The organism is Nostoc sp. FACHB-190 (assembly GCF_014696905.1).
In the GTDB taxonomy this organism is placed as follows: Bacteria; Cyanobacteriota; Cyanobacteriia; order Cyanobacteriales; family Nostocaceae; genus Nostoc_B.
This window is the reverse complement of sequence record NZ_JACJQW010000027.1, coordinates 32,782-55,165: the sequence shown is the minus strand read 5'-3', so window position 1 is coordinate 55,165 and position 22,384 is coordinate 32,782. Positions and strand designations below refer to the sequence as shown.

Genomic DNA, 22,384 nt, shown 5'->3' with positions numbered 1-22,384 from the left:
TCAGAACTAACATCACATATAACAAGTTTTAAATTGTATCTAATTCAACAATTGTGCTGCAAAATTTGCAAAATTGGAGTATCTAGTTTAGGCATTAGGCAGATGGGATAAAGGATTAAATTCAGAATAATTTTTCCTTAAATTAAGATAAATTTTCCCGTATCCAGTCCCTAATACCTGATAACAAATAGTTAAGGAGTAACCAAAAATGCTGGCATACGTCCTAGCTTTGGTGGTCGGTATTGGTAGTTTATTACTCTACGTATCGGCGTTCTTTTTTCCCGAAATCCATCGCAAGAATGATTTTATTTGGAGTGGCATTGGGCTGTTTTACGCTTTAGTATTATGGGTGTTTGCCCCCCATATTAGCGGCGGATTATTACTAGGCCATGTGGCGAGTGTGGCTCTTTTGGTGTGGTTTGGTTGGCAAACTTTATCACTCCGTCGCCAAGTCACACCACAATTACAACAAACACCTGTACCCAGTTCGGAAGCTGTAAAAACTTCTCTGCAAGCACAGGTGACAAAGGTATCTCTTCAAGAACGCCTTGGTAAACTACAACAAAGTTTGAGTAGCACCTTTGGTGGCGTGAAAAACAAAGTCCAACCATCAGTCAGTAAAAATGTACCAGCAGAGAAACCTGCTGTGGAGATTGTTGACAAAACTACACCCATCCCCGAAACTGCGCCTGAAGAAGTACCTGTAACGGAGGCTGTTCCCGAAGTCATTCCACCCCATCCCCCATCCCCGGAATTGGTGGAAGCCGCCCAAGCACATCCTGAAGCGGAAAACAAAGAACCCATCCCCGTCGAAGAAATTGCGCCTGATGCGGTGCTTGCTCCCCCGGCGGAAACACCACCGGAACCAACACCGCCAAATAGTTAAGTTAGTTAAATTTTGTAAAACCCAGCTTGATTTTATGATCATGTTGGGTTTTGCTGTGATCTAAAGTTGCTACTGGCGATCGCACAAATTAAACTAGCGACTAAATAAATAATGCGGGAGACACATGGAAAAATTCTCCTAGTGCTTTTGCTTGAGCTTTACTAATTCTGAAACTCGCCTACACTCAGTTATGCTGTAACCATTTCTGCTACTGAACTAGGTGATGCTGGCTCAAAATGTAAAACCATAATTTGCTCTGGACGTAAACCAACAGATTCGTAGGTTTGTCCGTTGCGATCGCTAAATTCTACTTCAAATGCAGCACCATCCGCTAACATTTCAACTATCGTACCAACTTGACCACGCAACAAATTATATTCAGGCAGATCAATTGTGAGTGCTACTATATCCAGCAACTTTGGTGTATTTGTAGTCATTTAATATAGTCTCCACATATTACAACATTACAGCAAAGGATAGCAGCTAGTTAATCTGGGAACATCAGAACCATCTTTTATAATCCAACCAGTGCGAATAGTTGCAGTTCTATTCTGCCATTCCAGAGTAAAGTCTAGTGTGTAGCGTTGTCCATATTCATCATACCTATTCAAACTAACTTCTTGAGTTTTGACTTTTTCCAAAATAATTTGGCGTAATTCCTCAGCATTTTCAGCAGTCATACCTAAAATTGAAGAAAAGAGACGGGCTTTATCCTTTCCTGTAGGATGTTCTCGATTAAGGGAGTAGTCACGAAGTTTACGAATGTCAACAACTGCATTTTCTGAATTTGGAAGTAAATTTAAATTCACAGGTAATTTAGTAATTTCTTCATGATTGAATCCCCTCTCTTCAAATTTTTTGCGGTACTCAGGTTCTTTCATTAGAAATAATGAAATATCCCTTAATAAAAGTTTTGTATTCCATTTTCTTTGACTCAACAATTCATCAGCTTGTTCTTGTCCCATTATTTCTGCGAATAGCTGATATATTTCTCTATCGCTAATGTCTTGTTGATTAGCAAGCGCATCATAACCTTCTTTGATATAGTTGTTCATGGCGGTGAGAGCTTTTTCAATCTCTTCTTTCAAATTCTCTTCTTCATCTGGTTTTGTCATATATATTTTATTTGGTAACTATACTTATTACTAATTGTATAAATTACATTATAATTAAATGCCTATTACTTATTATGCGCTGGGGTGAGCAAAACAAGTAATTTGAGACTTCCTGCCATCTTCTATAATTGATAAAACCTGCACATATATTCTTAGGCATGAAGCTGTGACGGAAACTGGAAGCTACAAAGACACTGTAAATCTACCTAAAACTAATTTTGAAATGCGGGCTAACGCCATCAAGCGTGAACCGGAAATCCAAAAGTTTTGGGCAGACAATCAAATTTTTGAACGCCTGTCGCAAGAAAATCCAGGCGAATTATTTATACTGCATGATGGGCCTCCCTACGCAAATGGTTCTCTGCATATTGGTCATGCCTTAAATAAAATTCTCAAAGATATTATTAATCGCTACCAGTTGTTACAAGGGCGGAAGGTTCGTTATGTGCCTGGTTGGGACTGTCATGGCTTACCAATTGAACTGAAAGTTTTGCAAAATCTCAAGTCGGCAGAACGGCAGAGTTTAACGCCTTTGCAATTACGGCAAAAGGCGAAGGAATTTGCTTTAGCAACGGTTGATGACCAACGCCAGAATTTTAAACGTTATGGGGTTTGGGGTGACTGGGATAATCCTTATTTGACGCTGAAGCCGGAATATGAGGCGGCGCAAATTGGGGTTTTTGGCCAGATGTATTTGAAAGGTTACATCTATCGTGGGTTGAAGCCTGTTCACTGGAGTCCGAGTTCTAAAACAGCTTTGGCTGAGGCGGAGTTGGAATATCCAGAAGGGCATACTTCTCGGAGTATTTATGCGGCGTTCCCTGTGACGGGTTTGGCTGAGGCAGTTAAATCTGTTTTAGGTGAGTATTTGCCAGAGTTGGGTGTGGCTGTGTGGACTACTACTCCTTGGACAATTCCCGGTAACTTGGCGGTGGCGGTTAATGGCGAGTTGAATTACGCGGTTGTGGAGGTTTCACGCAGAGACGCAGAGGCGCAGAGAGGGTTTAAATACCTGATTGTGGCGGCGGATTTGGTGGAACGGTTGGCGGCGACTATCTCGGCTGAGTTGACGGTGAAGGCTACTTTTAAGGGTAAGGAGTTAGAACATACTACTTACCGTCATCCTTTATATGACAGGGAAAGTCCGGTGGTTGTAGGTGGTGACTATATCACTACTGAGTCAGGTACTGGGTTAGTACATACTGCCCCTGGTCACGGTCAAGAAGACTACATTGTGGGTCAGCGTTACGGTTTGCCGATTCTTGCGCCAGTGGATGATAACGGCAACTTTACCGAGGAAGCGGGACAGTTTGCGGGGTTGAATGTTTTGGGTGATGGGAATCAGGCGGTAATTGATGCGCTGACGGCGGCGGGTTCGCTGTTGAAGGAGGAGGCTTACGCGCATAAGTATCCTTACGACTGGCGGACGAAGAAACCGACGATTTTCCGGGCGACGGAACAGTGGTTTGCTTCGGTGGCGGGATTTCGGGAAGAGGCGCTAAAGGCGATCGCATCTGTAAAATGGATACCAGCCCAAGGTGAAAATCGTATCACGCCAATGGTGGCGGAACGTTCTGATTGGTGTATCTCTCGTCAGCGTTCTTGGGGTGTGCCAATTCCGGTATTCTATGATGAGGAAACGAATGAACCTCTGTTAAATGAGGAAACTATCAACCACGTTCAAGCCATCATCGCTGAGAAAGGTTCTGATGCTTGGTGGGAATTGTCGGTCGAGGAATTATTGCCAGAATCTTATCGCAATAACGGCAAGTCTTACCGCAGAGGTACAGACACAATGGATGTATGGTTTGATTCTGGTTCATCTTGGGCGGCTGTACTTAAGCAGCGTCCAGAGTTACGCTACCCCGCCGATATTTATTTGGAAGGTTCTGACCAACATCGCGGTTGGTTCCAGTCGAGTTTGCTGACTAGTGTAGCGGTAAATGGCATTGCACCTTATAAAACTGTATTAACTCACGGCTTTGCTTTGGATGAGCAAGGGCGGAAAATGAGTAAATCAGAAGGAAATGTGGTTGACCCCAATGCCATCATTGAAGGCGGGAAAAATCAAAAATCAGACCCAGCTTATGGTGCAGATGTGTTGAGATTGTGGGTATCATCGGTAGACTATTCTGGTGATGTCCGCATTGGGAAAAATATCATCAAGCAGCTTAACGATGTGCGCGGTAAGATTCGCAATACGGCGCGGTTCTTATTGGGAAGTTTGCATGATTTTGACCCCGAAAAAGATGCAGTACCTTTTGAAGATTTGCCAGACTTAGATAAATATATGCTGCACCGCATTCGTGAGGTGTTCCAGGAAGTAACAGAAGCGTTTGAAAGTTTCCAATTCTTCCGGTTCTTCCAAACTGTGCAGAATTTCTGCGTGGTGGATTTATCTAACTTCTATTTAGATGTAGCGAAAGATAGACTGTATATCAGTGCGCCGAATGCTTTCCGTCGCCGCAGTTGTCAGACAGTGATACACATCGCTTTAGAGAATTTAGCACGAGCGATCGCACCTGTTCTCTGTCATACTGCGGAAGATATCTGGCAATTTCTCCCCTATAAAACACCTTACAAATCAGTGTTTCAAGCTGGTTGGGTGCAGTTAGATGATGAATGGGATAATCCAGACTTAGGGGAATTTTGGGATACTCTGCGTTCACTCCGCACCGATGTTAACAAAGTTCTAGAACAAGCCAGGATAGAAAAAATGATTGGTTCTTCCCTGGAAGCTAAAGCTTTGATTCATATCCCTCACAAACAGTTAGGTGATGCTATCAAAGCCTTTAACCCAACCAAGGGTAATGGTATTGATGAATTGCGGTATTTATTGCTGACATCTCAGGTGGAAGTATTAGACTCTGCGGAGAAATTGCAAGGATTAAAATACACCGCGCAAACCGTAGACTGGCAAATTGGGGTAGTGAATGCAGAAGGCGAAAAATGCGATCGCTGCTGGAACTACTCAACCCATGTGGGAGAATCACAAGAGCATCCTTTATTGTGCGAAAGGTGCATTCCCGCCTTAGTTGGTGAGTTTTAAAACAGGTTTAACATGAATGTAGGGACGTTTGATGAAATGTCTCTACATTTGTTTAACGCCGTGTGCAACTTTTTCTCCAACCTAACCCCCAACCCCTTCCCTACCAGGGAAGGGGAGCAAAATTCAAAGCCTCTCTCCGCTTCGGGGAGAGGTTTGGAGAGGGGTTTAAAGAATAAGTAGCACATCACGTTATATAGGAATTTATATTTTCCAAGATGATGAACACCCAATCACCTGTAACCACAGACTTCTTAGGAATGGTGCTGAAAATGCAACCAAACATCATCGTGAGTGACGAGCAACTTTTTGATTTCTGTCAAGTAAACCGTGATTTTCGCATTGAACGTAATCACCTGGGAGAATTATTGATTATGCCCCCCACAGGCGCAGAAACAGATGAACGCAATTTTAATTTAACTGGTCAATTATGGATATGGACAAAGCAAGATGGTACGGGTGTAGGTTTTGGTTCTAGTGGTGGTTTTACCTTACCTAATGGTGCAGTGCGTTCTCCTGATGCAGCCTGGATAAAAAAAGCCAGATGGGAAACAATACCTGTAGAACAAAGAAAGAAATTTGCACCTATTTGTCCTGAATTTGTAGTGGAATTGCGTTCAGAGACAGATAATTTGAAAACATTACAAGAAAAAATGGCAGAGTATATAGCTAATGGTACAGAATTAGGTTGGTTAATAGATAGAAAACAACACACAGTATTTATTTATCGTCCAGAACAAGCTGTAGAAGAATTAGATAATCCTTTGACATTAAGCGGTGAAAATCTATTACCAGGATTTGTTTTAGATTTAAGTCAAATTTGGTAAGCGGATACAGAGTGTTTCGGTTGAATACAGGATATCTATCAAGGGGACAGAGGCTAGAGACTAGAGGCTGGAAAAATTTAGCTGATGTAGATTAAATATGCTGTATTAAGAAACTTAATAAATCCTTTATTCATTATTTTATAGCCTTTCCTAGTCTGCTGAGGTATAAATTTATCTGCGTCCATCTGCGTCCATCTGCGTCCATCTGCGGTTAATTATTATTGCTTGTACTTCAATAGAATGAGAAACGCTATAATATCGTTTTAAAAATTACCTAATTTTAGTTTAAGTGCGATCGCTGCTGTAACCTTTTAGGAAGTAGGTGACAGGTTACAGATCATTTTCTATCACCTGTCACCTATCCCCTCTCCCCTACAACTTCTGCAACAATTCTTGAGTTAACTGCAAAAATGCTTTAGAACCAGCAGATTGAGGTGCATTTAATACAGCAGGCATAAAACTATCAACAGCTTTCGCCACATTAATATCAACTGGGATTTGTGCCTTACAAATTTGTTCTACACCAAAATCTTCCACAACTCGGTGCATAACTTGTTTATAATATCTGCCAGTCAGTAAATTAGTATTGCACATACTAAAAACAATTCCCAGCATTTTGATATTTATTTTCGCTTCATGTTCATGACTATCTTTTAACTGGCCAATGCGTCTTTCTAAAAGTTGAATTCCTACTACAGATAAAGGTTCTGGCTTGGCGGGAAGAATGTAAAAATCACTCGCAGCTAAAGCACTGCGAGTCAGCAAATTATAACCAGGAGCGCAATCTAATAGAATAAAATCATACTCGTCACGTACTGGTTTTAAGATGTTATTTATCAAAACTCTTTCAAAACGGTTCCAGACATTTTCAAAGTTTTGTTCACCAAAAGCAACCGTTTGTTTGTGCAGCATTTCTGAGACAACAAACTCATCATATAAGTCGATATCTCCAGGTAATAAACTTAGTTCGCTAAGTCCACAAATTTGAGGTTGGATAATATCGTTAATTGTTAGCTTGCTATTGGGATCTGGATTAATGACATCATCGATTAAATATCTAAATGTCAGTCTTTGTTTGCGCCGCTTGGCAAAGTCTAAAGGCGACATCAGACTCAGCGTGGCGCTAATTTGAGTATCTAAATCTAATACCAGTACCTTTTTACCGTAATTTTTCGCCAAACAAGTAGCTAAGTTGACGGTGAGAGTAGTTTTCCCTACACCGCCTTTCATATTTGCAGTAGCAATTACATATCCCATTGGTTAATTCCTCTGATGACGCATTCCCATCTAGGTAGCGTACACCCATCCTGAACGCTTAAAACTTTCGTTAAATTTAATATTTGTGGGAAATTAAAAATCAATGCTGTCAGATTATAGCAGTACGATTTGTCTAGACTGATGGTAACTGGACTTTTGTTGTAAATAAGCTTTGTAAACGATGTAGTTGAGAACCAACTTGGTAAAGTAAATCACCTTTGCCTAATAAGTAGGCGGAAGATGTTTCTGTTCCCCCCAAGACAATTTTTGAGTCTGCTTCACTGGCTGTTCGTAAAGCAACACGTCCTGGTAAGTTGGCGCGGATAATGGGTGTCACTACCTTAGCTTCTGGACGTTGGGTAGCAATGATTAAATGAATACCTGCGGCGCGTGCCATTGCTCCCAAACGTTTGATACTTTGTTCTAATACATTGCGGATTTCTTTTTCTGCCATAAAGTCTGCATATTCATCAAATATACAGACAATGCGAGGTAAAGGCTGGGAAGAACGCTGGTTGTAAGTGGTTAAGTCAGCACAGCCAGCTTTTTCAAACTGCTGATAGCGAGACTCCATCTCTGTTACTAATTCTTCCATAAGTGCGATCGCGCGATCGCTATCTTTTACGACTGGTGAATATAACCAAGCCATCCGTTCAAACTCTGGAAACGTGACGCGCTTCGGATCAACCAGGGCAATTTTCAGGTTTTGGGGAGCATAACGATATAGTAAGCTGAGGAGGAGCGATCGCAAAAATTCACTCTTACCGCTACCAGTTGTCCCACCAACTAAAAAGTGACAAGAATTCGGATCTGATAAGTCTGCTTCTAATAATTCACCCTCTATGTTTACCCCAATAGCAATTTTTACAGGTGCAGTTGCAGGTAAAAATTTTGATTGAATATACTTTTCAAAATGGGCAATTTGCCTATCTGGACGAGGTAAATCAATACTGACATATCCCGCTTGTGGTGCAATTAAAGGTGCATTTGCTAACCCTAATTGCACTTGCAAATCATCCGATAACTTCAGCAAAGCATTCACTTTCACGCCTAAATGAGGCTTCAATTTTACCCTGATAAAAGCAGGCCCAACAGCAGCACCTTGATAATCAACACCCACACCAAAAGATTGCAAAGTATTAATTAATTCTGCGCCTATTTCATCAGCATTTGCTGTTTCTTGACTATCTTCTGTATATTCCTCCCCCCTTTTGAAGGGGGGCTGGGGGGGATCAAATTCTACAACACCAAAAAAAGTCTGACACTTTTGCTGTTGCGGACAAATTTTGCATAAATGCGGCTGGGTTGTTGACGGTGGTGGATTTGGAAGAGGAGATTCCCAAGTCAACCATTGCTGCATTTGTAGTAATTTATGAGGAATTAATTGATGTACTGTATTTTCTAACTGTTCCCAAGAATAACGATATTCTTTAAACTCAGGTAATACACAATAAACCGCAGAATCAACCGGAACTTTTTTCTGTTGGTGTAACATATAACTGTAAAGTGCAACCTGAGCTAATTGCGCTGAAGGATCTACAGGTTGATAAGTTTTAAACTCCACCACACACAGGCGATTAATTTCAAAATTAAACACCAGACAGTCAAATTCACCTCTAACTAATTGTTGTGTTGTATCTGGAAGAGGAAAATTATATTCAATATTGCGTTCTTGAGATAAAAAAGTGTTACTAATTAATGTCTCTGCATTGCAATGGTGACGATTAGTTAATAATAGTTCTGCAAAGCGTTTGATGAGTCCTTGTAATCCATTCCAAACCTGTAAAAGCGTCTGTCCTTGTTCACCATCTTTTTGGATAGCTTTTTGTAAATAAGGAAAAAACTCAAGTTGATAAAATAACTGTTGCAATGCAGTCGTAATTTCTTCTAAATTTAACTGTGATGCAGGTGGTTTAAATAAATTACTAAACTGTGGCTCAATAATAGCTAATTTAACAAACTTATCTGCTAACTGATGAAAGGGATTACCAATACCAATAGCTGTATCTTGTGGTAAAAATATTGCTTTATCACCAAATTGATGATTTAGATAAAACAGCCTTGGACACTCAAAAGCCAATCTAACTTTAGTAACACTTAAAGCAGAATTTTGCGATTTATTTGTTAAATGCTGTGAGCCATTGTTAACCATAACAATATTAGGATTATATATTTTAATTAGCTGATGATGCACAGCAGCTAGATAAACTGTATCCATTGCAGCATATTCTAACTGCTTTTGGCTGAGAGGGCGTTTTCCCCAATCACTAGATTGTTCTGCTATGTTGATATTAGAAAAATGACAGAGTTCAACTGCTAAAGTTTTCAGTTTTAAATTCGACGTTTGCAATTTTTGGCGTGTAATTTTTCTCGCAAGTTGTAAAGTACAAGTTACATTCTTTGCTAGATGACTTCCTAAATATTTTAAGTCAAATACAGCATTATGAAATACTTTTTCAATTTGAGGGTTAATCATGATTTGATTAATGAAATTAGCCACTAACCCATGATTATTTAGTACATCAAAAATATAAGCAGATGAGCCTGTGCTATCTGTAGGGTCAGCTAATACCTGAATCAACGATAATTTAGGTTGGGAAGTATACCAATTAGCAATTTCTGTATCTAACCACAATATTTTAGTCGTTGTTAATTGCGATATTACTTCTTGAATTGTGGCTGGTTCTGTCAGGTAGTGCATTGATGACATGGAAAACTAAACATAAGTTAGGCGACTAAACAAATTAATTGGTCTTGTAACTTAGCCTTTGGGTTAATAATTTTTACTTTCTTCTCTTGACATAAAAGCTCAATTAATAACTGAACATCATTTGCTTTCACGTTAGGAAACTGCTCAACAGAATTTTTTATCAAAGTAGGTACACCCATAAAGCTTTGGGTTTTAACTAAATTCACTAGGAAATCTTTAACAGGGCGTAAATCTTCTTTCTTGGAATTTCCGTTATCTTTAACAGTTTCTTGCTTGGCCACAAGTCCTAAATCCTGTAATAAATTACACTTATCTAATATCTTCGATGACAACATTAGTGATTGTAAATATTGCAGATTAATCACTTTACCATGAATTACTAATTCTTGAGAAAGTGCGGCATTTATTAGGTTATGATATGTTGCCAAATAATGAACAGAAGTTAATGAAGGTTTGAGATGAATATGATTAGTTGCTGTAAAAACTTGTTGATATATTTGATATCCCACAAGTCGTCCTTGTCCTACACTACTTAAACGAATCAAATATAAAGTTTGACAAATATCTTGCTGAATAACTTTTTGACAAGCACTCATAACATGAAAAAAGCTATTCATATTGGCATCTTCTGTCCATACTATTCCTATCTTGTCTCGTTTACCAAGTTTTTGATAACTTAAGGAATAGCTTGCAAATCTACCATTTAAAAGTTTTGGCTTAATTTGTTGTACTCCGCATAACTCCATAGCTTCTTGGAGCATCCGAATTAAATCAGAAGATGCTGTTAAGTTAATTTTTTTGATTTTTAGCTGAGTTTTTTTGTACTCTTGTTCCCATAACAACCGAAATTCAGCCTGAATTATTTCTTCTACGTTATTTATTGTGTCAGTTGTATTTTTAGTGGTACTTATATCAGTTTTTTTCTGTATATTTTCCTTGCCATTCTCGGTTATTTCTTGATTATTTTTTTTAAAAAATTCCTCTTTAATATGTTCTTTATATGTTTGATAAGCTACCATACCTAGATTAATCACATTTCTAGGATAAGTCTTTTTACCGGGAAAATTACTTTCTAATAACTGTCTTTCTAATGGAAAAATTGGTGATTTTGGAAGGCTACTTGCCTGAATATGTAAATTCTTAAGAAGATAAGCCCAAATAGACTCTGCTTGCTCTAAATTAATAGACTTGAGCTTGAGATATTTATGAATTCCAGCTTTATCAGCTTGTTGAATACGGTTTTGATGAATATTTAATGTATTAGTAATAATACTAATTATTACTAAGAAGTTCTTGAGTGATTCACCATGAATAGTTGTGTTTACATCAAAAAATGGTTGTATATCTAGAAATCCATCCTGCATTTTCGGCATTGTATCTAGATTATCAAAACATAATACAATAGGTTTAGTTTCTGTAGAGATTCTTCCAAAATTAGCTAGAATATTTTTAGCTTCATCCTCTGACTCAATACATTGTTTAACTTTAAGAGCTTGCATCGATTCTTCACTTAAAGAGTCACCTCGCAACCACTCACAAGCTAATGTATAAAGTTCTGGATTAGTTAAATCATGTAACAGTCCAAAAAAAATATCGGGATTGTATATTCGTGCTGTTTTATAGGTATCTTTCAGATGCTTAATAAATTTCTGTCTGTCACTTGATAAAAATTCCCATATATTGTCGTTAAAAAATCGCTGTTTGAGACTCCGCTTAGTGAAAGCAGACAAGCTTTTTAGCCATAACATTAATTGAGATTCTGTCTGCTCATCTGGAATTTGAATTAAGCTATCAACTGTATAGCGTAGAATATGTCTCCAAATATTATTGCTATCAGCCCAATCACATAGTATGTAAACAAAAAAAGCCTTGGCATTAAGAGTTCGTTTGAGACGACCTAATAAATGACTTTTACCAGAACCAGGATCACCTACAACCATAACAGAACGACTGCGATGATCTGTAACGACTAAATCGAGAAATTCTTGAATATCATTAATTACTTCTTGATGAATAGAATCAACATTTAGAGATGCGTTTTGTTGTTCTTCCCAAAAATTCATCGGTTTTGGGTTGATTCGGTTAAAAGGATTAACCTCGCGGAGAATAATTTCGTTAATATTTGCCATGCTTAAGCTTGATGAAATGATGGATTTGCTTTTTACGTAAAATCTGTTTTAATTCACTGTAATAAAAAACAGCGAACCACCAATATTTTGATGAATCCCTGCATCTATTTGCTCTGCGGTATAGATACTAGCTTCTTGTAGAGTACTAAAATCAATTTTGTCTTGAGCCTGCAAACGATACAAGGCTTGATCTAATTCATCACGCGATAATGGCGGTTGTAATTTTTGCCGCAGATGGAAAATTGGTAGATAGTTCTCTGTTCCCAATTCCTTATCTAATTTTTCAATAATTTGTAAGACTTCTTCATCACTTATATTAATACTCGTGTCAGATCCTGACTCAAGTGGCAATATAGATGTTAGTTCTGACTTAACTCGCAAAGTCTTGCGTAAAAACCGCAGATAATTACCCAGCAATTCTAAGCTGATGGCTGGTTGAACACCTTTGTTGGGGTTGTAGTCATCCCGAAGAAACTCAATTCCTCTTTCCGTTAGCCACACCTCAGCTTTGGATTTTTTGAGTTGTAATTCAGTTTCAATCAATCCTCGTTCACTGAGGGTTTTTAATACTGCGTCTCGTTCAGCAGCTTTTAAACCAGCGATTTTGCTGGGTGCGATTTTACCAGAAGCTTTACTGATTTTCTCCAGCACCTTAAGTTCTGTGTCGGTGATGGGGACTTCTCCTGCTGGGAGTTTCAGCAAGGCTTGACCAGTAGATAAAATCTTAACCGTGGCAATCTCACGGGTATAGTCTACCAGTTCACGATCGCCCAAACTCCGACAAATTTTGTTTTTCTCACTTTTAAAAGAATTAAAGGTATTTGCACTCAATCCTGCTCGATAATTGGCAAATCCCAATAACTTTAGAAGAAACTTTAATTCATTCGTATCCATGCTAGTCATCAAGCCTATATTTAATTCCGCTATAGTCTGGTGCTAAGGGCAAAAATTTACACACCTCCTTATCGTAGCTGTAATTAGTGCTGATGACTACAACAGAACTAGCGATCGCTGATTCACATTTAAGCAATTATTATTAATTTTCATTGAAAAATATAAATACTAAAAAACTATCAAGAAAAAAAATACTTTCTATTATAAAGAGTCTATATCTAGAAAATCAGTCAATTAGCGATCGCACACAATCAGGACTTACGTAAGTGTCACCATTGGTGGTTGGTGCGTGACGCTATAAATCTGATGAATAAGTTCAAATCTTCTCGTTGCGTCACACACCCTACAGAAAAAATATGCCATTTGCGTAAGTCCTAATAAAATCAAAACTATCTCTAGCTTGTTTTCATTCAAACTATCGATAAATTAACTGGGTGTTTAAGACTTTGGTAATGCGATCGCCTGCAAACTTTCAATAGACTATTATGTAAATATCTCATATTTCACCACCTTCTTTGGTACTGAGAAACTACAAGCCTATTGAGATATAGCAAGCCTAAGCAAGTTACAAACATATATCTCCCTTGTCTCCCTTGTCTCCCTTGTCGCTCTGAATTATCTTATTCATATCTCAAATAGGATTGCTATATTTAGGTATTGTTATCTATAAATTGGTAGAGAAAAATCTATCTATCTTTTGACTTCAAAAGTTACCTCATCTGGAAGAAACGCCGATAAATCAATGTTGTTAATCTGATTACAGATGAGATTTTCGAGGTCGTTATGAATATTATTGCTTGGATAATATTAGGTTTATTAGCTGGTGCGATCGCTAAAGCCATTTACCCTGGCTATCAAGGTGGCGGTATTCTTTCCACAATGATTTTAGGGATTGTTGGTGCTTTTCTTGGCGGAAGTTTATATACTTTGTTGCAAACAGGGACTTTGCAATTGACAGCCACTAGTTTTAGTCTTCCTGGCTTATTTATAGCAATCATTGGTGCCATTATTGCTATTTACTTATGGGGACTACTGCGAAGAAGCAGTAACGCTTAAACTCTTGTGAGTAAACCATTATTAAACCGAGAGTGTGTTGGGTAAATTTTACCAATAACACTCTTTACAACCCCGAAATATACTTTTGTCCTACCTGCTGTAGAAAGCTAATTTGCCAACAACACACTAATCATATTGTTTATCTATAAAAGCAGTTAAAAACTCTCAACTGCCAAGGCAATAAATTTATTGCCCACTATGTTTTGTTGAAAATAATCCCAGAGGTCTTGCATGTTTTTCCATAAGAAAGATCCAATTCATGTTGTCAATGTTAATGACAGCAATCCCCGTTTTGCTCAGTTACTGCTTGAGCAGTTTGGCGGTGCAACTGGAGAACTAACCGCCGCTTTGCAATATTGGGTGCAATCTTTTCATGTGGAAAATGCTGGAATTCGAGATATGTTGCAAGATATTGCCATTGAAGAATTCGGGCATTTAGAAATGGTTGGTAAATTAATTGAAGCTCATACTAAAAATACTGACCAAACAGATGCTTATAAAAGTACTCTGTTCGCTATTCGCGGTATTGGCCCCCACTTTTTAGATAGCCAAGGTAATGCTTGGACAGCTAACTATATCAACGAAGGTGGCGATGTAGTTCGTGATTTAAGAGCGAATATTGCGGCTGAAGCTGGCGCTCGTCAAACTTACGAAGAGTTAATTAAATTAGCACCAGATCAAGGGACAAAAAATACTTTGGTGCATTTGTTAACCAGAGAAATTTCTCATACCCAGATGTTTATGAAAGCATTAGATTCTGTGGGTAAATTGACAGATCCATTTTTCGGTAATATTCAGCCTGATGAAACAGTGAATATTTACTATAACTTATCTACTAATGGCAATGGTCACGATGAGCGCGGCCCCTGGAATTCTGAACCTGCTTTCAAATACGTTGCTAATCCTTTAGAAAGCAAAACTAACTAAAGTTTCTGTCCTCCTAATTCCTTGTCAACCCTCAATAATTATGACTTAAGTCAGTGGGAGTTTCTTCCCTGACTTATTTTATTGCTTTTTTAATGCAAAACCCATTACTTTTCTAGGGAGATTGATTAGTGATTGTTAAACCTACACAAAATGGTTGGGAAGTAATTTATCATCGCGCTCATGCTTTACTTGCAGCACAGTTAGCCGGACAGTGGCGGCGGAAAAATGCACCACCAAGGTTATATGAAACATTAGCTGCAATTTCTCATCACGATGACTTAGAAAAAGAGTGGGAAGAAGATAACCTGACGGAAGCTGGCGCACCAATGGATTTTATGTTGAATCCAGAAATCAACGTTGATAAGTTGGCGAATCTGATTAAGAATGCTCACTATCGTGGACGCTGGGTAACTCTTTTAATTTCTAAGCACCTGTGTCGGATAAATGAGTCTAAACGTGGTAAGTCACCAGAATTAGACAAGTTTTTAGACGAACAAGTAAAAAACCAAGAACACTGGCGTAAAGAGTTAGGAATAACGCAAGATGAAGTGGATACAGCTTACGCATTTATGCAGTGGTGCGATCGCCTATCTCTAATTCTCTGTCAGCAAGAATTACCTGCGGATGAACGCTTCTTAGAAATTAACACAGGGTCTGATGGTCAACGTTATGACATTATGCAACGCAGCGACTCTTTAGTCACTGTCCAACCTTGGCCGTTTGAAGACGAAAAATTCACTGTCAATGTCGAAGCTTGTGAATTATCCCAAGTCAAGTTTGCTACTCCCGCTAAACTGATTCAAGCTCTCCAACAAGCTCCCATCAAAGTACTAGAGTGGACTTTTGTCGCTAGTACAACAAAGCAAAAGTCAAAAGGCAAAAGGAAAAAGAAAGAATAGTGATACTACAAGCCTTTTAGCAATTCCTTATGGTCACTGAGTTTCGGCTTCGCTCAACTGCCGTTTGGTCGAAGTGTGGTCTGTTTATTTACACCGACCTGTACTAGTTAAACTCCAATACAGTTCAGATAAGACAACTAAATGACAACAAAACCAACAAATCATTACTCAACAAAAAATGAAAGAATGATTTTGGAGGGGGTTTGGGGGACGCAACCGTCACCCAATCGGGGGTTTGGGGGATTCTCCCCCAAATCTTACTCATTGTCTAATAGGTAAAGCAGAAAGTGAGTAATTAACCTCTTTTCACCCTAGCTGAACCGTATTGAGTTAAACCCATCGAAAAATACAAATGAAAAAGCGTCCGGGAGTGTTGCCGTGTTTCCACCCCAGACGCTCTTTCTTTTCAACTTGCTCCTCACACACAAATATAAAATAGCATTTGTTTTTTGAATTAGTAAATCTGTTGTGTGACAGTTTTACGAATTGCACAAACTATGTTAGTATTTCTATCCCAAATAAAAAGCGCCTGATGGTGTTGCCGTGTTTCCACCCCAGGCGCTTTTTATTTTCAACTTGCTCCTCACACACAACTAGAAGTTATCACTTGTTTTGGGAAATGACAAGTATATTATGTAACACTTTATTAAGTCTTTAAATCACCCGTGGTTTACGCCAGTGATACGCATACAACTTAAATATTTAGATAAGATATAACTCAGGATGGTTGCCGAGACAGAATAAACATTTTATGTCTTAGAGACAGGTGACTGCCAAGGATTAATCGCAGTATGTCAAAGCTCCAGTGCTTCTATTTGCAGCGTTACTTTGTTTCTGTGTTCTCGGTGTTAATGGCGCTGCTATTAGGCTTAACGCTGGATAACTTGTTAAAACTAGAAGTCTCGCCAATTTTTTTTGTCGCTGTATTATTTAGTAGTTGGTATGGGGGATTAGTTTCGGGTTTATGGGCGACTGTGTTGGCGGTTGTAGTCAATAACTACTTTTTCATTTCGCCTATCCATTCTCTACTACCCAAAACCGGGGCTGATGTACTACAGCTAGTTGTTTTTGGGTTTACAGCATTATTAATTAGTTCTTTAAATTCAGAGTTATATATTGCCAAGCAGAAATCTGAGTCTAAGTTGGCAAAGTTGAAAGTGAATTATCGCCGTCTCTTGGAGACAGCTTATGAAGGGATATGGATATTTGACCAAGATGGAAAAACAGAATCGGTTAATTCCCGACTAGCTACAATGCTTGGTTATAGTGTAGATGAAATGAGCGATCGCGCCATTTTTGATTTTTTAGAACATAATGCTCAAAGCGAAATTCAGCAATGGCTAGAACAAAATCAGCAACAGCACGAAGAAACAAAACGACAATTTGAACTGTGCTTACGCCGCCAAGACGCATCAAAACTTTGGGTAATTGCTGCTCTTAGCTCAATTTTAGATGAGCAAGGCAAATTCTCTGGTATGGTTGCAATGCTAACTGATATTACCGAGCGCAAGCATTCCGAGGCAATTTTAGCGCAAGAACAAGCCAAGCGCGATCGCGAAGGTCAATTGTTGCGTGCCATGCTCGATATTTTGCCTGTAGGAGTAGTGATTGCTGATGTTCAAGGCAAATTTATCGAAGTTAATCCAGCTATCAAAGCAATTTGGGGAGAAAATGCCCCTTGTTTGGATGATCCCAGCCAATATCATGAATATAAAGGATGGTGGGCAGATACAGGTAAACCAATTGCTGCCCACGAATGGACATTAGCTAGAGTTTTGGCGACAGGTGAGACAGTCATTGGCGAAGAAATTGATATTGAAAGTTTTGATGGTAAACGCAAAACCATCCTGAATTCTGCTATCCCGATCCGCGATGAAATCGGCGCAATTATTCACGCTGTAGCTGTGAATGTAGACATCACCGAACGCAAGCATTCCGAAGCCAAATTGCGCCAGAGTGAAGCACTTGCCAAAGCCAGGGCTGAAGAACTAGAAACCATCATGGAAACTGTACCGGCCGCAGTTTGGATTGCTCAAGATCCCCACTGTCATCAAATGACAGTTAACCGCAGTGCGTATAAATTAATGCGCCTAGAACCAGGCTCAATTATGACAGCAACTCCAGCCAGTGGAGAATACCCTTGGCCATTTAAAATTCAAAAAAATGGTCAAGATGTTCCCCTCCATGAACTCCCAATGCAGCAATCTGGTGCAACTGGTCAAGAAATGGAGGGAGAATTTGAGTTTGTTTTTGGTGAAGATGATGTCCAGTATATTTACGGCAAAACCGCACCTTTACGTGATTCGGTGGGTAAGATTAGGGGTGTAATTGGGGCTTTTCTAGATATAACTGAACATAAACGTAACGAAGAAGCATTACGCCAAAAGCAAGAATGGTTAGATTTAGCCCAATCCGTTGGTAAAATTGGTAGCTTTGAGTGGCATATCCCCACTAACGTCAATATTTGGTCAAAAGAATTAGAAGCAATTTACGGTTTACAACCAGGTGAATTTGGCAGAACTTATGAAGCTTGGAAACAATGGATTCATCCTGACGATTTAGCCAAAACCCATGCAGATATCGTGAATTCTTTAACAACAGGGCAGTTTTTCACAGATTTTCGGGTAGTGTGGCGGGATGGCAGTATTCATTGGCTTCATGCGAGAGCCAAAGTTTACTACGATCGCGAAGGTAAACCTTTACGGATGGTAGGAGTTAATGTTGATATTAGCGATCGCAAACAAGCCGAAGAAGCACTCAAACAAAGCGAATCTCGCTTGCGACAGCTATTAGAATCAAGCATCATCGGAATTATTGAAGCCGAACCAGATAAAATTACCTTCGCCAACGATGCCTTTTTACAAATGCTTGGTTACACCCAAGAAGATTTATTAGCGGGGAAACTGCGTTGGCAAAATATGACACCACCAGAATATAGAGAACTCGATCAAGCCAAGGTAGAGGAAGTTTTTGTTTCTGGTGTATGCACTCCGTTTGAAAAAGAATATATCCGCAAAGATGGCTCGCGTGTGCCGATTCTGTTGGGTGCGACTTTATTAACACGCTATCCATTTCGCTGGGTGTGCTTTATTCTAGATTTAACCGAACGCAAGCAAGCCGAAGCTGAACGGGTGCAAGCATTAGAACGAGAACGTGCAGCCAGAATAGAACTAGAAAAAGCCAACCGGATGAAAGATGACTTTTTAGCAATTGTCTCTCATGAATTGCGATCGCCACTAAATCCGATTCTCGGTTGGGCAAAACTACTCAAAAGCCGCCGATTAGATGCAGCTAAAACCACCCAAGCCCTAGAAACCATCGAGCGTAATGCTAAATTACAAGCCAGATTAATTGATGATTTACTTGATGTTTCACGGATTTTGCGCGGTAAGCTGAGTTTGAATATCTGCACAGTTGACTTAGTAACTTGTCTAGAAGCTGCACTAGAGACTGTGCGTTTAGCCGCCGAAAGCAAATCAATTCCGCTACAAACAGATTTTGCCGTGAGTACGCTACCAGTAGCAGGTGATCCCAACCGCCTCCAACAAATTATTTGGAACCTCCTCACCAACGCAGTAAAGTTTACACCGGAAGGCGGTAGAGTAGAAGTCCGACTAGAAACCGTTGGTAATTCTGCCCAAATTCAAGTTACAGATACAGGTAAAGGCATTAGTGCAGAGTTTCTCCCCTTTGTGTTTGAACGCTTCCGTCAAGCCGATGAGGTCACAACCAGAAAATTTGGTGGACTAGGATTAGGATTAGCCATTGTGCGCCATCTTGTCGAACTCCACGGTGGTTCTGTGCAAGTCACAAGTCCCGGAGAAAACTTAGGCGCAACTTTTACCGTACAGTTACCATTAATTGTGGCTGCGGCTGAAACATTGCCCAACTATCCGTTAATTGAAAATACCCCAAATCTTCAAGGCGTGCAGATAGTTATTGTCGATGATGATGTGGATACGTTGAATTTACTAACTTTTCTTTTGGAACAGTATGGTGCAACAGTCCAGGCGGTAAACTCAGCCCCAGATGCCCTACAAGCGATCGCTCAAACCCAACCAGATTTACTGTTGAGTGATATTGGTATGCCGACAATGGATGGTTATATGCTGATTGAGCAGGTAAGAAAGACCACTTCCGCCAGTATATTACCTGCGATCGCTTTAACTGCTTTTGCTGGTGAAGCTAATTCCCAAAAAATTATCTCCGCAGGCTTTCAGCGACATCTCACCAAACCCATCGAACCAGCAGAATTAGCAGCAGTCATAGCCAGTTTGATATATAGCAGAGAATAGAATTAAAGGTCTGCTAGTTATGATTAATAATAACCCTTTTATAGAGGATATAAATAATGCTTCTTGCGCCGACAGAACAAGAAATGTGGGGAAAATCACCTTCTAGAAAGAATATCAAACGGTCTGATCATGAGATCAACGAAAAGTATGAGTCTGGAGAACAAAGAATACTGACTGAAATGAATCGTGAGAAGCTACCAAGCTTTGTTGAAGCATTAAAAAAACCAGGATATATGGATGTGCGTCCTTTTTACCAAAGAAGAACTCGGTGGGATGAAAAGATGCAATCAAGACTAATCGAGTCATTTTTAATTAATATCCCTGTTCCCCCAATTGTTCTTTATGAGAAAGAGTTCAACCGTTATGAAGTCATGGATGGTCAGCAAAGAATTACGGCTCTGCGTGATTTTTATGATAACCGTTTAAAATTGACAGGACTAGAACTTTGGCCAGAACTTAATGGCAGAACTTATGCTAATCTTCCTGCCAAGATTAAAGCAGGTATTGATCGTCGCTCGATATCAACCATAGTTTTGATTACAGAATCAGCATCCGATCCTGAAGAAGCATTCTTATTAAAGCAACTTGCTTTTGAAAGGCTAAATACAGGCGGTGTCGATTTAAGTCGTCAGGAAATACGTAATTGTCTATATTATGGTAAGTTTAATGAACTCTTACTTGAACTAGCAAAGAATTCTATATTTGCGGATGCTTGGGGTATCCCAATTGATGATGAGAAAGAACTCAAGGAGAACAATCTATATAAAAAAATGGAAGATGCTGAATTAGTTCTTCGTTTTTTCGCTTTACGTCATGTAGAAGATTTCCGTAGAGGAATGGAAGGTTTTATGGATTTATATATGATGAAAAGTTTAAATTTCTCTGATGAAGATATTGATATTCTTAAAAATATTTTCCTACAAACTATACATTTAGCTCACAAAATTTATTCAAGTAATTTATTTAAGCCCTTTGACCTAAATACTGATACCTGGAAGGATAATGCTTATAAAGCTTATTATGATGCAGTCATGGTTGGATTAAGTAGACATTTAGCAGATAGAGATACTTTAATAGAAAGAAAGTCAATAGTAATTGAAGAAACAAAGAGACTATTTAGAGAAGATAAATCAAAGTTATTTACTGGTGGAGGTAGAACACAATCTGATATTAAAGACAGAATCAAATTGTTTGACGAAATGCTATCCCAAGTCATCGCAGGTTAAATAGCGATGTTTCAGGATATTTTGCTAACTGTAAAAAGTAATATTAATACTGTCCGTTCTATTATTAAAACTAATGATAATCTGATGAAGTTTGCGTTTGCTTCTGATGCTTTAATAAAGACAGAAATAAACGAAGAAACAGATTTATTCCTCAGTAACCTGTTGCAAGATATACCGAAAGCCACCGAATGGAGAATTTACGATCACTGTGCTGTAGTAACTCGCCTATATGCAATTTATGAGCATTTTGTAGAAGCATTAATTAGTGATTGGTTAATACTTTTACCAGAATTATATCCACAGTATTCAGATTTAGATGCAACAATCAGAAATAATCATCGGCTGGGAGTGGGAAAATTACTGACTGAACTGAATAAAAACAGATACGAACACCTCACACTAGAGAAGGTGATGCAAGGCTTGTTTCATGCTACTACTGGTGAACAAGCGTATGAATTACTCCCAGATGCGTTTCTCATTCATGAACAGAACTTACGTAGGGAAACTTTAGAAAGATTATTTGCAAATGCTGGCATATCAAATGCTTGGAAATGGATTGAGAAACATAGAGCAGTTAAATATTTTGTAGAAGAAATTAAAGCAAATCAGAATAATGTGGAAAGCGAACTTAATGAATTTATTAGCTATCGTAATGATGCCGCACATGGTTCTCCTGATGAAGTTTTAGGAGCTAGTGCATTATTAGAGTTATGCGACTTCGTAGATGCTTTATCTGAAGCACTTGCTGAATTAGTAACATATCAGGTTATTAAACGCAAGGAATCAATAGGGCAGATTAGAGCAATTGGCAAAATTACTGAGTGGTTTAAGAAGTCTAATGCTGGAGTTGCCAAAGTTGAAGAGATTAATTTATCTGTTGGTAAGAAATTTTTTCTAGTTAATGAAGAGACATCTTGTTGCTATATAGTTACTATCATCAGTATTCAAATTGATGATAGTCCAGTAAATAATTTAAGAACAACTACTGGGATGGAAGTTGGGTTAAAATTTGACTTGAGTGCTAAACAAGGATTGTATCTATATAAATTAGAATTTGAGTAATTAAGAATTAGAATCGTTGAGCCAACGTAAAATATTAGCTTTGCTATCTACTAAA

At 38.8% G+C, this 22,384-nt stretch carries 15 protein-coding genes; 9 read left to right on the top strand and 6 right to left on the bottom strand.

Features of this window, described 5'->3' with window-relative positions:
* The first annotated feature begins 208 nt into the window (after positions 1–208).
* On the top strand, positions 209–886 hold the full coding sequence (locus H6G28_RS24715) for a Ycf66 family protein (RefSeq protein WP_190675036.1): 678 nt from the start codon (positions 209–211) through the stop codon (positions 884–886).
* A 188-nt stretch (positions 887–1,074) separates the two neighbouring features.
* Here H6G28_RS24715 and H6G28_RS24710 read toward each other — a convergent pair whose 3' ends face one another.
* Both H6G28_RS24710 and H6G28_RS36965 read right to left on the bottom strand, forming a co-directional pair.
* On the bottom strand, positions 1,075–1,323 hold the full coding sequence (locus tag H6G28_RS24710; protein WP_190590070.1) for a DUF4926 domain-containing protein: 249 nt from the start codon (positions 1,321–1,323) through the stop codon (positions 1,075–1,077).
* 27 nt (positions 1,324–1,350) lie between these two features.
* Positions 1,351–2,001: a DUF6883 domain-containing protein gene (locus H6G28_RS36965; RefSeq protein WP_242048609.1), complete on the bottom strand. Its 651-nt coding sequence runs from the start codon at positions 1,999–2,001 to the stop codon at positions 1,351–1,353.
* A 166-nt stretch (positions 2,002–2,167) separates the two neighbouring features.
* Between H6G28_RS36965 and ileS the strand changes: the two genes are divergently transcribed.
* Both ileS and H6G28_RS24695 read left to right on the top strand, forming a co-directional pair.
* Entirely contained in the window at positions 2,168–5,050 is a 2,883-nt protein-coding gene (gene ileS, locus H6G28_RS24700) for an isoleucine--tRNA ligase (protein ID WP_190675032.1), read from the top strand.
* A gap of 218 nt (positions 5,051–5,268) precedes the next feature.
* Positions 5,269–5,874, top strand: a complete 606-nt coding sequence (locus tag H6G28_RS24695) for a Uma2 family endonuclease (RefSeq protein ID WP_190675105.1) — start codon at positions 5,269–5,271, stop codon at positions 5,872–5,874.
* Positions 5,875–6,246: 372 nt separating this feature from the next.
* On the opposite strand, the gene H6G28_RS24690 is transcribed toward H6G28_RS24695, so the two are convergent.
* The 4 genes from H6G28_RS24690 to H6G28_RS24675 all read right to left on the bottom strand — a co-directional run bounded on the left by H6G28_RS24690 (position 6,247) and on the right by H6G28_RS24675 (position 12,864).
* Positions 6,247–7,131, bottom strand: coding sequence for a ParA family protein (locus H6G28_RS24690; RefSeq protein ID WP_190590068.1), 885 nt, complete (start codon positions 7,129–7,131; stop codon positions 6,247–6,249).
* Between the two features lie 133 nt (positions 7,132–7,264).
* Entirely contained in the window at positions 7,265–9,832 is a 2,568-nt protein-coding gene (locus H6G28_RS24685) for a DNA translocase FtsK (protein WP_190675031.1), read from the bottom strand.
* Between the two features lie 26 nt (positions 9,833–9,858).
* Complete coding sequence (locus H6G28_RS24680; RefSeq protein ID WP_190675030.1) at positions 9,859–11,970, bottom strand: ATP-binding protein; 2,112 nt, start codon at positions 11,968–11,970, stop codon at positions 9,859–9,861.
* A gap of 48 nt (positions 11,971–12,018) precedes the next feature.
* The gene (locus H6G28_RS24675) at positions 12,019–12,864 is read right to left on the bottom strand and encodes a transcription factor RcaD (RefSeq protein ID WP_190675029.1); all 846 of its coding nucleotides are present in this window, start codon (positions 12,862–12,864) and stop codon (positions 12,019–12,021) included.
* Positions 12,865–13,647: 783 nt separating this feature from the next.
* Here H6G28_RS24675 and H6G28_RS24670 point away from each other — a divergent pair.
* From H6G28_RS24670 to H6G28_RS24645, 6 genes are all read left to right on the top strand, one after another.
* Positions 13,648–13,920: a GlsB/YeaQ/YmgE family stress response membrane protein gene (locus H6G28_RS24670; RefSeq protein ID WP_190590065.1), complete on the top strand. Its 273-nt coding sequence runs from the start codon at positions 13,648–13,650 to the stop codon at positions 13,918–13,920.
* A gap of 231 nt (positions 13,921–14,151) precedes the next feature.
* Positions 14,152–14,847: a manganese catalase family protein gene (locus H6G28_RS24665; protein WP_190590064.1), complete on the top strand. Its 696-nt coding sequence runs from the start codon at positions 14,152–14,154 to the stop codon at positions 14,845–14,847.
* Positions 14,848–14,975: 128 nt separating this feature from the next.
* Entirely contained in the window at positions 14,976–15,746 is a 771-nt protein-coding gene (locus tag H6G28_RS24660; RefSeq protein ID WP_190675028.1) for a DUF3891 family protein, read from the top strand.
* A 791-nt stretch (positions 15,747–16,537) separates the two neighbouring features.
* A complete protein-coding gene (locus tag H6G28_RS24655; protein ID WP_190675027.1) occupies positions 16,538–20,041 on the top strand; it encodes a PAS domain S-box protein in 3,504 nt (1,167 codons plus the stop codon).
* Between the two features lie 56 nt (positions 20,042–20,097).
* Positions 20,098–21,267 carry a DUF262 domain-containing protein gene (locus H6G28_RS24650; protein WP_190675026.1) on the top strand — a complete coding sequence of 390 codons (1,170 nt, stop codon included), beginning with the start codon at positions 20,098–20,100 and terminating at the stop codon, positions 21,265–21,267.
* A gap of 6 nt (positions 21,268–21,273) precedes the next feature.
* The gene (locus tag H6G28_RS24645) at positions 21,274–22,329 is read left to right on the top strand and encodes an MAE_28990/MAE_18760 family HEPN-like nuclease (protein ID WP_190675024.1); all 1,056 of its coding nucleotides are present in this window, start codon (positions 21,274–21,276) and stop codon (positions 22,327–22,329) included.
* The last annotated feature ends 55 nt before the right edge of the window (positions 22,330–22,384 follow it).